The organism is Sphingomonas rhamnosi (assembly GCF_036663615.1).
Lineage (GTDB): Bacteria > Pseudomonadota > Alphaproteobacteria > Sphingomonadales > Sphingomonadaceae > Sphingomonas.
In genome coordinates this window covers 997,872-1,010,750 of record NZ_JAXOJJ010000001.1, presented here as the reverse complement: position 1 = coordinate 1,010,750, position 12,879 = coordinate 997,872, and the positions used below count along the sequence as shown (strand labels likewise).

Below are 12,879 nucleotides of genomic sequence, written 5' to 3'. Positions count from 1 at the left end.
GCGTTCATTCTGAGCCATGATCAAACTCTCAAGTTTATGTCACGATAAAGCCGCAGCGGAATTCCACGACCAAACCGCTCATCTCAAGGAGCCGCTCTGCACAATATTCTTCAGACGACCACCGAAGCGCGAACACCACAATGACCGTCCATTACGTATGGATACGTGAAGGACATATGAGAACGACTTAGCTTTAAACGATTACCCGATGCCTTGAAGCCACCGAGAACCGCAAGCCGCCGCCCACATGTCCCTTCATCTAAACCTACAATGTCAAAGAGCCGACAAAAATACCCGACGCTCGGTCAACCTCCCTTTCAGAAGGTCTTGAGCGCCGATGATGTTTGCGACTGCAGCGAAGAAACCGTGAGGCCGTCCGCTGCGGTGACACCCATCTAGGTGGGGTAGCCCGGTCGGTCAACGGCTTTTTTGCAGTTCCGTTGCATTTTTTGGTCAAACCCGCGGACCGGCGTTCTTAAGCGCTTGTGAAGCGCCCCTGCGCTACAGGCGTCGCCCATGGATAGCCCCGCTCCCATCGCGCCCTCTCCCGTTATGCCTGATCCGGTGGCGCCCGCCGGGGATACGCTGGCTACGCAGGTCCGCAGCGCCGTAATCTGGCGCTCGGGCAGCCAGATCCTGTCGCAGCTCGTACAATGGGCCGCCACCTTCCTGGTGATCCGCATCCTGGCGCCGTCCGACTACGGCCTGTTCGCGATGTGCCAGGTGGTGCTGACCTTCATGGCGATGCTCAACGGCTATGGGCTGGCGAGCGGACTGATCCAGCAGAAGGAGATCAGCGCGCGCGAGGTGCGGCAGCTGTTCGGGATGCTGATCGTGCTCAACGGTGGGCTCGCGCTCGCGCAGTTGCTGGTGCTCGCGCCCCTGGCCTCAGCCTATTACCGGCAACCGATCGTCGGCGATATGCTGCGGGTGCAGGCGTTGCTGTACCTCACGACTCCGTTCATTGCGCTGCCCTATGCGCTGCTGTCGCGCGCGATGGATTTCCGCCACCAGGCCAAGGCGAACATCGTCGCGTCGATCGCCAGCGCGAGTACGGCGCTCGGCGGCGCGCTCTATGGGCTCGGGGTGTGGACGCTGGTTATCGCGCCGATCGTGCTGTTCGGCGTGCGCGGTGCGATGATGACGTGGAGCGCGCGATCGCTGGTATGGCCAAGCTTTGACTTTCGCGGCGCGGGAGGAATCGCGCGCTATGGCGGCGTGATGGCCGCGGGGCAGCTGTTCTGGTTCCTGCAGAGCCAGGTCGACGTGTTCATCGCCGGGCGCAGCTTTTCGCCGCACATGCTGGGGATCTACACGACCAGCCTGTTCCTGACGCAGATCTTCGTCGCCAAGTTCGTGCCGCCGCTCAACGAGGTCGCCTTCTCCGCCTATGCTCGGATGCAGGCCGATACCGATGCGATCGCGCGCGCGTTCGTCCGCGCGGTGCGGATCGTGATGGTGGTGGCGATGCCCTTCTATCTCGGGCTCGCGGCGACCGCCGAGCCGCTGGTGCTGACCGTGCTCGGCGAGAAGTGGCGCGAGACCGCGCAGGTCGTGCACCTGCTCGCGCTGGCGATGCCGTTCATGACGCTGCAGGTGCTGTTGACCCCGGCGTGCGATGCGCGCGGGCGGCCGGGGATCGGCGTGCGCAACGGTGCCTATGGCGCCGCGATCCTCGGCACCGCGTTCCTGGTCGGCGTGCAATGGGGCCCGACCGGTATGGGGCTCGCGTGGATCGCGGCCTACCCGCTGTATCTGGCCATCAGCGCTTGGCGATCCCTCCCGGTGATCGGCGCAGGCCTTCGCGACGTGGTCGATGCGGTCGCGTCGCCGACGCTGGCGGCGATCGGCATGGCGCTGGTGGTGGGGCTGGTCGACGATGCGCTGCCGCCGATCGCGGTGGGGGTGCGGCTCGGGGTGCTCGTGATCGTGGGCGCGCTGGTCTATGGCGGCTGGATGCTGGTCTTCTCACGCCCGGCGGTGCGCGAACTGATCGCGATCGTGCGCAAGCGTCCGGTGCCAGCCTAAGCCGGCTAGACCGACTGGATATAGTCGCGCATCGCAGCGGCATCGGCCTCGATCCGGTCGATCCGGTATTTGACGAGATCGCCGATCGAGACGAAGCCGATCAGCCGCTCGCCATCTATCACCGGCAGATGCCGGATGCGCTGCCGCGACATCAGCGAGAGCGCGCCGATCACCGGTTCGTCGCGGCCGACCGAGCGGACCGGAGCGGTCATCACCGCCCGCACCGGCTGGTCGAGCGCCGCGGCACCATCGGCCTTCAGGCAGTGGATGACGTCGCGTTCGGAGAAGATCCCGATGACCGCGCCATGCTCGACCACCGGCGCCGCACCGATGCGGTTTTCCGCGAGCAACGCCACCGCCTGCATCAGCGTGTCGTCGGGCGCGAGCGACAGCACGTCGCCGCCCTTGGTCTGCAAGATCGCCGCGATCGTCATCTCCGCTCTCCGCTCTGCCTGGCGTCTATCGCGCCGAGGGGAGACAATCATGTTTGGCGGGCGAAGGGAAGCGGTCACGAAAAAGCCCGGCATCGCGCAGGGCGACACCGGGCTTTTGGACCATTCAGGCGGTGCGGTCAGCCGGCCTGAACGTCGCTCGACGCGGCGCGGAGGCGACGGCGGCGGGGCTTTTCCTCGCCTTCGTCGTTGGTCGCCGCGGGCGCAGGTGCGGGTGCAGACGACGCGCTGATCCCGAGCGACGCCGGCAACCGGTCGGCGTCGGCGCCGGCGGAAACCGGTGCGGCCTCCTCGGCGCTGCGATCGCGCGGCGGGCGGCCCCGGCGGCGCGGCTTTTCCTCGACCGGCGCGGTGGCGGCTTCGACCAGATCGGGCTGGTCGTTGGCGGGTCCGGCGGTCAGGGGGAGCGACGGCTCAGCGGCTTCCGCGTCAGCGCGCGCGGGCGTTCGCGGTGCGCGCGGCGCCCGGGGCTGTGCATCGCGATATTCGCCACGTGGCTCACGCACCTGCGTATCGCGCTGCGAATTGCCTTGCGGATCGCCCTGCGTGTCGCGCGTGTTGTCGCGGGGCTGCTCGTCGCGGCCCTCGTTACGCGCTTCGTTGCGCGGCTGCTCATCGCGATTCTGGCGGGGCTCGCCGCGCGGACGGTCATCACGCGGACGGTCGTCACGCTGGCGGTCGTCGCGCTTCTCGCCGCGCTGCGAATCGTAGCGCGGACGCTCGTCGCGATCCTGGCGCGGCTGATGGCCGTTGGCCTCGCCGCCTTGCTGCTCGCCGGCGCGGATCGGTTCGCCCTCGTCGGCGTAATCGTCGTCGCCGTTGATATCGAAGGGCTGCTGGATGCGCGGCCGCGGCGCGTGCTGCGGCTGGCTCTCCTCGAGCCGGGTGCGCTGCTCGCTCAGCACGCGGAAATAATGATCCGCGAACTGGAGATAATATTCGATGTTGACGCGATCGCCCTGCATCTGCGCGTCGCGCGCCAGATTCTTGTACTTCTCGTACAATTGGGTCGCATTGCCGCGCGCGCGGCTGTCGATACGGTTGCCGGTATCGCGCTGGCCGCCACCGCCGCCCTGACGCGGGCCACCGCCACCCCCGCCGCCATTACCGCCGCCGCCATTGTTGTTGCCACGACCGCGACGGCGGCCGGCTTGCCGGTTGTTGATCAAGCTGGTGTTCCTGTGTTCAAGAAAACTTCGGTCCTCAAACCAAATTTCGGGTCTCGCCCCCCGGTCTCCCGACCGGATGCGAACCCTAGCCGCGCCCAAAAAGGGGCGTCGGACCTGCCATGGCCGCCGGACTCGAACGACTTCATGGCAAAGGATGCGAGCCAACGCTCACGATCAACAAACTGTCGAGATTGCGTGCCCCTCCCCGCTTGATAGCGGCCGGCATGCCTGTCCGACAAGCGAAATGTGGCGTGCATGGTCGATTGTTCAAGTGGCGGTGATCGCACGCGGATTGCCGCCCAGGTCATGGTGAAGCGCGGTCGTCAGCCGCTGCGCCGCGAACAGCGCAGCGACCGCGTCGCCCTGCGTCGCGCCGATCTCGACCACCACGAGACCGCCGGGCGCGATCAACGCCGGCAGCTGGCGCGCGAGGATGCGGTAATCGTCAAGGCCGTCCGCACCGGCGTACAGCGCGGCGTGCGGTTCGTGATCTTGCACCTCGCGCGGGAGCGGTTCGGCGGTGCCGATATAGGGGGGATTGGCGAGGATCAGGTCGAACCGGCCGGCGATTGCCGAAGCCCAGTCGCCACGGATGAAGTGGGCGCGGTCGGCCATGGCGAGGCTGGCGGCGTTGGCTCGGGCGTACGCGAGCGCGTCGGCGGAATATTCGACCCCCAGGCCCTGCGCGGGCCATTCGGCGAGCGCGGCGAGCAGCAATGTACCGGGGCCGGTGCCGAGATCCAGGATGGTTGCAGGCGCGCAGGTGCCGAAATGCGCCTGCGCGGCGAGCAGCAGTGTCTCGCTGTCGGCGCGAGGCACGAGCGCGCCGGGACCGACGGCGAGGTCGATCGACCAGAAGCCGCGGGTGCCGGTGATATAGGCGATCGGTTCGTGCCGCGCGCGCCGGTCGACGAGCGCGGCAAAGGTGTCGGGAACGGTGTAGCGGTCGGGGTCGATGAGGATCGCGCTGCGGTCCACGCCCAGCGCGTGGGCGAGGAGGAGTTCGGCGTCGAGGCGCGCGGTGGGGGAGAAGGCGAAGCGCGAAGCCGCCGCTGCGATCGCAGATTTCACCTCACCCGTCATGCCGGACGTGTTCCGGCATCCATCCATCCTCTCGGACGATCGCTCCTGAGGCACGATGGACCCCGGAACAAGTCCGGGCTGACGGAGGGTCTTGCCGTGCCAGCCCGTGTCACGAGTCCAGCTGCGCCAAGCGATCCGCCTCGTCCTGCGCGCTGAGCGCGCCGAGCAGTTCGCCCATGTCGCCGGTGATGATCTCGGGCAGGCGGTGGAGCGTCAGGTTGATCCGGTGATCCGTCACCCGACCTTGCGGGAAATTGTAGGTGCGGATGCGCTCCGAGCGATCGCCCGAACCGACCATCGATTTGCGCGCGCCTGCCCGCTCCGCGTGAAGCCGGTCGCGTTCCTGTTCGTAGAGCCGGGTGCGCAGCACGCGGAGTGCCTTGGCCTTGTTCTTGTGCTGCGACTTCTCGTCCTGCTGGATCACGGTGAGCCCGGTCGGGATATGGACGATCCGCACCGCGCTGTCGGTGGTGTTGACCGACTGGCCGCCGGGACCGGACGAGCGATAGACATCGATCCGCAGATCCTTGTCCTCGATCTTGACGTCGACCTCCTCCGCCTCGGGCAGCACCGCGACGGTGGCGGCGGAGGTGTGGATGCGGCCGCCGGCTTCGGTGGCGGGGACGCGCTGGACGCGGTGGACGCCGCTCTCGAACTTGAGCTTCGCGAACACGCCCTGCCCGGTGACGCTGGCGACGACTTCCTTGAAGCCGCCCGCGTCGGACGAGGAGCCCGAGATCATCTCGACGCGCCAGCCCTGCGATTCGGCATAGCGCTGGTACATGCGGAACAGGTCGCCCGCGAACAGCGCCGCCTCGTCGCCGCCGGTGCCAGCGCGGATTTCGAGCATCGCCGCGCGCTCGTCGGCTGCATCGCGCGGCAGCAGCGCGAGCGCGAGCTTGCGGTCGGCGGCTTCGAGCAGCTGGCCGTTGGCGTGGAGTTCCTCGGCGGCCATTGCGCGCATCTCGTCGTCGGCGTCGCCGGTCATGAAGGTCAGGCTCTCAGCCTCGGCGCGCAGGCGACGGACTTCGGTCGCGGCCTGCGCGACGGGTTCGAGCTCGGCATATTCCTTCGACACCGCGACGAAGCGGTCGGAGGGGAGGTCGCCGGTCGACATCTGCGCCTGGAGTTCGTCGCGACGCGCCTCGATCGCGCGGATCCGGTCGGGGGAGATGGTCATGCCCTGCCCCCATCTGCGAACGCCGCCACATTCGTCATGCCAGCGAAGGCTGGCATCTTTGTGGGGCGGGTGCTGCGCGCACCAACAGGGAGATCCCGGCCTTCGCTGGGATGACGGGACATGGGTGTGCTCATCGCACCGCCGCCGCAAGGTCGGCGAACGCTACCTCCGTCTGCGTACCCGTATCGAGCGCCTTGACCGCTGCGACACCCTTGGCGAGCTCGTCGTTGCCGAGGATCACCGCAAAGCGCGCGCCCAGCGCGTCGGCCTTCGCCATCCGCGCCTTCATCTTGCCCTTGTACGCCATCTCGACCGCGACGCCCGCACGGCGAAGATCGGCGACGATACCGGTAGCGCGAACTTCGGCATCGGCCCCCATCGGGACCACGACCGCGTCGATCCCAGCCACCGCCGGTTCGTCGAGCAGCATGGCCAGCCGCTCGACCCCAGCCGCCCAGCCCACGCCCGCCGTCTCCGGCCCACCCAACGAGCCGATCAGCCCATCATACCGCCCGCCGGCTAGCACCGTGCCCTGCGCGCCGAGCCGGTCGGTGACGAACTCGAACGCGGTGTGGCGGTAGTAATCGAGGCCGCGTACGAGCCGCGCGTTGCGTTCCCACGCCACGCCCGCGGCATCGAGCCCTGCCGTCACAGCGTCGAAGAACGCACGGGCGTCGGGCGTCAGATACGCGTCGATATCGGGCGCGCTATCCGCGATCGGGCGGTCGCGCGGATCCTTCGAATCGAGGATGCGCATCGGGTTCTTGTCGAGGCGGGTCAGGCTGTCCTCGGACAGCTCGCCACGGTGCGCCTCGAAATGCGCGACCAGCGCCGCGCGCCAGGCGTCGCGCGTCTCGGCGTCGCCCAGCGTGTTGAGCTGCAGCGTGACGCCGTCCGAAATGCCGAGCTCGCGCAGCAGCTGGTCGGCGAGCACGAGCAGCTCGACATCGGCGGCAGGCTCGGGCGCGCCGATCACCTCGGCATCGATCTGGTGGAACTGACGGAAGCGCCCCTTTTGCGGACGTTCGTAGCGGAACACCGGGCCGCTGGTGGTGAGCTTCAGCGGTGCATATTGCTGCCAGCCTTCGGTCAGATAGGCGCGCGCGATGCCGGCGGTGAATTCGGGGCGCAGCGTCAGCGAATCGCCGCCGCGATCCTCGAACGTATACATCTCCTTTGACACGACATCGGTGGTCTCGCCGAGCGAGCGCGCGAACACCGCGGTGCTCTCGAACACCGGGATGTCGATGCGCTGGAAGCAGTAGAGTGCGCGGACGCGTTCGAAGGTCGACAGGACGTGTGCGAAGCGGCGCTGTTCGTCGCCGAAAATGTCCTGGGTGCCGCGGATGCGGCGCGGTGTTTCTGTTCTTGCCATGGTGCGCGCGTATCTAGGCGACGCCACCGCGAAGCGCTAGCACCCGGCCATGGCAGGCATTTATCAATCGCTCGGCCGGCGCATCGCGCCGCCCCGTTTCGTGCTGTTCGTCCTGGTGATGATCGCAGGGCTCGCGCTGGCGGTGCCGGCTTTCGGCTTCGGCCGTGGCACGATGATCGCGTTCGACGTCGCCGCGGTCGTCTTCCTGGGATCGGTCGCGACTCTGCTGGGCAGCGAAGCGGAGGGGATGCGCAAGGCGGCAGAAGCCAATGATGCCAACCGCGCGCTGCTGCTGGGGCTAAGCGTCACCGTCAGCATCGTCGTGCTCGTCGCGGTGGCGAAGGAACTGCAGGGCAAGACCGACACGCTGTCGGTCGTGCTGGTGATCGCGACGCTTGCGCTGGCGTGGCTGTTCTCGAACACGGTGTACGCGCTGCATTACGCCCACACCTTTTATATGCGCGGCGACGACGGCACGGATCGCGGCGGCATCGACGTGCCCAAATGCGACAAGCCCGATTATTGGGACTTCCTGTACTTCAGCTTCACGCTGGGGATGACGTTCCAGACCTCCGACGTCGAAATCACCTCGGCCTATGTCCGCCGTGTCGTCACCGGCCAGTGCCTGGCGGCGTTCGTGTTCAACCTGGGCGTGGTCGCGTTCACGATCAACGTGCTGGGCGGCGGCTAATCTTATCACTCCCGCGCAAGGGCGGGGGACCAGGAACTGCGTGCGCTACCCGGCCTAATTCTGGACTCCTGCCTTCGCGGGAGAACGGTTGGCCGCAGACTCCGCCGCTGCATAGGACTGGACGCCTGCCCTTTCGCGCGCTTACACTTTCCGCATCGTCTCTCTGCCGAAAGTCCCGCCCTTGATCCGCAAGCTCATTACCGCGACCCTGCTCGCGTCCGCCGCCCCGATTTTCGCCCAGGTTCCCGCCGGTAATACCGCGCCGCAGCCGGTGCCGTTCGTCGACACCATTCCCGACGCGGTCGACACGCCCTATCCTGGCACGCTGCTGCTCGATGTCGATGCGACCGATACCCAGCGCGGCATCTTCCGGGTCAAGGAAACCATCCCGGTCGCCAAGTCGGGGCCGATGGCGCTGCTGTTCCCGAAATGGCTGCCCGGCGCGCATAGCCCGCGCGGCGAGATCGAGAAGCTCGCCGGTTTGGTGATCCGCGCCAACGGCAAGGTCGTGCCGTGGACGCGCGACCCGGTCGACGTCTTTGCCTTCCACATCGACGTGCCCGCGGGTGCCAAGACCGTGGTGGCTGAGTTCCAGTTCGTCTCCGCGACCAAGCCCGACCAGGGCCGCGTGATGATGACGCCGACGATGATCAGCCTCGAGCCCAATCTCGTCAGCCTCTATCCGGCCGGCTATTTCACCCGCCAGATCCCGATCAAGATGACCGTGACCTATCCGACCGGCTGGACCGCGGCCGGCGCAGTACCGGCCAAGGTTGCTGGCTCGGTCTACAGCTACGACACGACCAACTACGAGATCCTGGTCGATTCGCCGACGCTGGCGGGCAAGTATGGCAAGGTCTGGCCGCTGAGCCCCAAGGTCGATCTCAACGTCTTCGCCGACAGCATGGGCCAGCTCGCCGCCACCCCGGCGCAGATCGACGCGCACAAGCGCCTCGTCGACCAGGCCGCCAAGACCTTCGGCGCGCAGCATTATGATCATTACGAGTTCCTGCTGTCGATCACCGACCAGCTCGGCGGGATCGGCCTGGAGCATCACCGGTCGTCCGAGAACGGCGTGCGTCCCGGCTATTTCACCGAATGGGAAACCGGGGCCGCTGCGCGCAACCTGCTGCCGCACGAGTTCTCGCACAGCTGGGACGGCAAGTTCCGCCGCGGCGCCGACCTGTGGACGCCTGATTTCCGCATGCCGATGCGCGATTCGCTGCTGTGGGTCTATGAGGGCCAGACGCAGTTCTGGGGCTATGTGCTGCAGGCGCGCTCGGGTCTGGTCAGCAAGCAGGACACGCTCGACGGCTATGCATCGATCCTCGGCTATTACGACGCGTCGCAGGGCCGCCAGTGGCGTCCGCTGATCGACACCACCAACGATCCCGTCATCTCCGCACGCCGTCCGAAGGGCTGGACCAGCTGGCAGCGTTCGGAGGACTATTACAACGAAGGCCTGATGGTCTGGATGGAGGTCGACGCGATGCTCCGCCAGAAGTCCGGCGGAACCAAGTCGATCGACGATTTCGCCAAAGCCTTCTTCGGCGTGCGCGACGGCGATTATGGCGAGCTGACCTACACGTTCCAGGATGTCGCCGCGACGCTCAACGGCATCGTTCCCTATGACTGGGCAACGTTCCTCAACACCCGCCTGACCGAGACCGGCCAGCCCGCACCGATCAACGGCTTCGCGATGAACGGCTACAAGCTGGTCTACACGCCCGAGATCACCGGCTACATGAAGCAGGCGGAGAAGACGCGCGGTACCGACCTGTCCTATTCGATCGGGCTGGTGATCAACAAGGAAGGCGCGGTGACCTCGTCGATCTGGGGCAGCCCAGCGTTCAAGGCGGGCGTCGACGTCGGCAGCGAGATCGTCGCGGTCAATGGCGAGGTCTATTCGTCCGACCGTATCAAGGCCGCCATCCTCGCCGCCAAGGGAACAAAAGAGCCGATCCGGCTTAGTGTAAAGAGCAGCGACCGGCTGCGCGACGTCATGGTCGACTACCATGATGGCCCGCGCTATCCGCGCTTGCAGAAGGTCGGTACGGGCGAAGGCGGGCTGGACCGGCTGCTGACCCCGCGCTGATCCAGAGGCTCATCTCGCGGTGCCGGTCGCTCCCTCGAACGGAGCGCCGGCATCGTCACATTCGGAAAGGACCACCATGCGTATCGACCTGATCCCGACGGGAAAGAATCCCCCGGAAGACCTGAACGTCATCATCGAGGTCCCGACCGGCGGCGAGCCGGTGAAGTACGAGTTTGACAAGGCGTCGGGCGCGCTGTTCGTCGACCGCATCCTGCACACGCCGATGCGCTACCCCGCGAACTACGGGTTCGTGCCCCACACGCTGTCGCCCGACGGCGATCCGCTCGACGCGCTGGTGATCGCACGCTCGCCGTTCATCCCGGGCTGCGTCGTGCGCGCGCGGCCGATCGCGGTGCTGAACCTCGAGGACGAGGCTGGCGGCGACGAGAAGCTGGTCTGCGTGCCGGTGGACGCGGTGTTCCCATATTACGCGAACATCGGCGAGCGCGGCGACATGCCGGAGATCGTGTTCGAGCAGATCGAGCATTTCTTCACCCACTATAAGGACCTGGAGAAGAAGAAATGGGTCCGCGTCGGCAAGTGGGGCGACGCCGAAGAGGCCAAGCGCGTCACCGTCGAGGCGATCGAGCGCTACGAGGCCGAAAAGGCCAAGGGCGAAGAGCCGATGGACGCGGACGACGCCGCAGGGCGCTGATCGGGTGACGGCGTCTCGGCCCTTCGACGGCATCCGCGTCCGCGCGGAACAGGTCGGACTGTTCGAGACGCCGATCCTGCACGGGCGGCTGGCCGACGCCGACGCGATGACCGCCGCGCTGCGCGATGCGATCCGCGCGCGGCATGCCGCCGTGCCGAGCCTGTCGCGCTCCAATATCGGTGGCTGGCATTCGGCCACCGACATGCTCGACTGGGGCGGCCCCGCCGCCGCCGCGCTAGCCGACACCGCGGTGAAGATGGCCAAGCGCTGTTCGCATTTCGAAGGGCGCGACGCGAACGCGCTCGAATGGACCGTCAAGATGTGGGCGAACGTCTCGCCGCCCGGCGCGCTCAACATGAGCCACGCGCATCCCGGGGTGCTGTGGGCCGCCGTCTATTATGTCGACATGGGCGAACCCGGATCGGAAGGCGGCGAGCTGTTCTTCGAGGATCCGCGCTTCCCGGTCCCGTTCATGCGGATGCCGGGCTTTCGCCTCCGCGGGATCGACGGGCAGCCGCAGCCGGTCGAGCACCGGATGCCGACCAGAGCGGGCGACCTGGTGCTGTTTCCCGCCTGGCTGCGCCACGGCGTACGACCGCATGGCGGGACCGGCGACCGCATAGCGATTGCGATGAACATCGACGTGACCGGCTGATACTAATCAGTCACCCCGGCGCAGGCTGGGGTCTCACGCGGCTCCTGACCCGCGCCTGCCTCGGGAGATCCCAGCCTTCGCTGGGATGACGGATGGATAGGATACCGCGTATCACCGCCCCGCGAGCGCGTGCAGCGCGTCACCATCGACGCGCTGCACGGTCCATTCCTCCTGCCCGACCGCGCCCAGCGCCCGATAGAATCGGATCGCGCCCTCGTTCCAGTCGAGCACCGACCATTCGAACCGCGCACAGCCGCGATCGAGCGCCAGCCCCGCCAGATGCCGCAGCAACGCCGCGCCGACACCGGCCCCGCGCGCCTCGGGCGTCACGTACAGATCCTCCAGATACAGCCCACGCCGCCCCTTCCACGTCGAGAAATTATGGAAGAACAGCGCGAAGCCGACCGGGCCCTGCGGTCCGTCGGCGATCACCGCCTCGGCGGCGGGGGTCGCGCCGAACAGCGCGTCGGTCAGCATCGCCTCGGTCGCCTCCACGGCATCCGGCTCGCGTTCGAATTCGGCGAGGTCGCGGACGAAGCGCAGGATCGTCGGCACGTCGGCCGCGGTCGCGGATCGGATCAGGGTCATGCAGCCGCCTCGGTCGGGGGAATCGGCATCGGCTTGCCGCGCAGGGCGGCCAGCGATCCGGTGATGATGAGCAGAGCGCCGCCGACCGTCCAGCCCGACACGCGTTCGTCGAACACCAGCCAGCCGAGCAGCGCCGACCAGACGAACGCGGTATATTCGACCGGCGCCAGCACCTGCGCCTCGGCGCGGCCATAGGCCCAGGCGAGCAGCACCGCGGACACCGAGCCGAGCGCGGCCGCGCCAAAAATTTCGGGCAGGCGCGCGACATCGGGCACGGCGGCGAACCACGGCGCGCCGATCAGCAGCAGCGCGGACAGCACGATGCTGGTGAACAGCGCGACCTCGAGCGGGTCCGCGACCTGCGCCTGGCGCCGCAGCAGGATCAGGCTGCCGGCATAGAGGATCGAGGCGACGACGATCGCGACCGAGCCGAGCACGGTGTCGGTCGAGGCCTGCGCCTGGACCTGTCCCGCGGCGATCGCCAGCACGCCCAGGCTGGCGACCAGCGACCCGAGAATCGCGCCGCGCGCGATCGTCTCGCCGAGCACCACCGCGGCGAGGAACAGCGCGATCAGCGGCGCGAGGAAGGTCAGCGCGACGCCCTGCGCCATCGGCACGCGCACCAGCCCCCAGAAGAACAGCAGCACCGACAGCCCGCCGACGACCCCGCGCGCAATATGCAGACTCATCGCCGCGCGACCCGGGAGCGCTTTGCCGCGTGCCACGAAGATCGGCGCGAGCAGCACGACGCCTGCCAGCGACCGCCACAGCACCGCGCTGTACGCGCCGCTGACGATCGCCATGCCCTTCATCAGCGCGTCCATCGCCGAATAGCTGGCGATGCCGATCGCAGCGATAGTGAAGGCGGTGGCGGGACGGGTCACGCGAGCCGCTTAGCCGGACGCGGA

General features: G+C 67.5%; 12 protein-coding genes. 5 read left to right on the top strand and 7 right to left on the bottom strand.

Annotated features, from left to right (window positions below; genetic code table 11):
* Window positions 1-552 precede the first annotated feature (552 nt).
* Window positions 553-2,028: a lipopolysaccharide biosynthesis protein gene (locus tag U1701_RS05010; protein ID WP_332781410.1), complete on the top strand. Its 1,476-nt coding sequence runs from the start codon at window positions 553-555 to the stop codon at window positions 2,026-2,028.
* A 5-nt stretch (window positions 2,029-2,033) separates the two neighbouring features.
* On the opposite strand, the gene U1701_RS05005 is transcribed toward U1701_RS05010, so the two are convergent.
* The 5 genes from U1701_RS05005 to hisS form a co-directional block, all read right to left on the bottom strand.
* Complete coding sequence (locus U1701_RS05005; RefSeq protein ID WP_332781409.1) at window positions 2,034-2,462, bottom strand: CBS domain-containing protein; 429 nt, start codon at window positions 2,460-2,462, stop codon at window positions 2,034-2,036.
* A 137-nt stretch (window positions 2,463-2,599) separates the two neighbouring features.
* Window positions 2,600-3,649, bottom strand: a complete 1,050-nt coding sequence (locus tag U1701_RS05000; RefSeq protein WP_332781408.1) for a DUF4167 domain-containing protein — start codon at window positions 3,647-3,649, stop codon at window positions 2,600-2,602.
* 267 nt (window positions 3,650-3,916) lie between these two features.
* On the bottom strand, window positions 3,917-4,732 hold the full coding sequence (gene prmC, locus U1701_RS04995) for a peptide chain release factor N(5)-glutamine methyltransferase (protein ID WP_332781407.1): 816 nt from the start codon (window positions 4,730-4,732) through the stop codon (window positions 3,917-3,919).
* 109 nt (window positions 4,733-4,841) lie between these two features.
* On the bottom strand, window positions 4,842-5,912 hold the full coding sequence (gene prfA / locus U1701_RS04990; RefSeq protein WP_332781406.1) for a peptide chain release factor 1: 1,071 nt from the start codon (window positions 5,910-5,912) through the stop codon (window positions 4,842-4,844).
* A gap of 130 nt (window positions 5,913-6,042) precedes the next feature.
* Entirely contained in the window at window positions 6,043-7,287 is a 1,245-nt protein-coding gene (gene hisS, locus U1701_RS04985) for a histidine--tRNA ligase (RefSeq protein ID WP_332781405.1), read from the bottom strand.
* 49 nt (window positions 7,288-7,336) lie between these two features.
* Here hisS and U1701_RS04980 point away from each other — a divergent pair, with 49 nt between their 5' ends.
* From U1701_RS04980 to U1701_RS04965, 4 genes are all read left to right on the top strand, one after another.
* Window positions 7,337-7,978 carry a DUF1345 domain-containing protein gene (locus tag U1701_RS04980; RefSeq protein WP_332781404.1) on the top strand — a complete coding sequence of 214 codons (642 nt, stop codon included), beginning with the start codon at window positions 7,337-7,339 and terminating at the stop codon, window positions 7,976-7,978.
* A gap of 181 nt (window positions 7,979-8,159) precedes the next feature.
* Window positions 8,160-10,073, top strand: coding sequence for a M61 family metallopeptidase (locus tag U1701_RS04975; protein ID WP_332781403.1), 1,914 nt, complete (start codon window positions 8,160-8,162; stop codon window positions 10,071-10,073).
* A gap of 76 nt (window positions 10,074-10,149) precedes the next feature.
* Entirely contained in the window at window positions 10,150-10,728 is a 579-nt protein-coding gene (ppa, locus tag U1701_RS04970; protein WP_332781402.1) for an inorganic diphosphatase, read from the top strand.
* A 4-nt stretch (window positions 10,729-10,732) separates the two neighbouring features.
* Window positions 10,733-11,383, top strand: coding sequence for a TIGR02466 family protein (locus U1701_RS04965; protein WP_332781401.1), 651 nt, complete (start codon window positions 10,733-10,735; stop codon window positions 11,381-11,383).
* 111 nt (window positions 11,384-11,494) lie between these two features.
* Here U1701_RS04965 and U1701_RS04960 read toward each other — a convergent pair whose 3' ends face one another.
* Both U1701_RS04960 and U1701_RS04955 read right to left on the bottom strand, forming a co-directional pair.
* Window positions 11,495-11,971 (bottom strand): GNAT family N-acetyltransferase, encoded by a 477-nt coding sequence (locus tag U1701_RS04960; protein ID WP_332781400.1) that lies wholly within the window; start codon window positions 11,969-11,971, stop codon window positions 11,495-11,497.
* Window positions 11,968-12,855, bottom strand: a complete 888-nt coding sequence (locus tag U1701_RS04955) for a DMT family transporter (RefSeq protein WP_332781399.1) — start codon at window positions 12,853-12,855, stop codon at window positions 11,968-11,970. Before U1701_RS04955 ends, U1701_RS04960 begins: the two co-directional genes overlap by 4 nt.
* Between the last annotated feature and the right edge of the window lie 24 nt (window positions 12,856-12,879).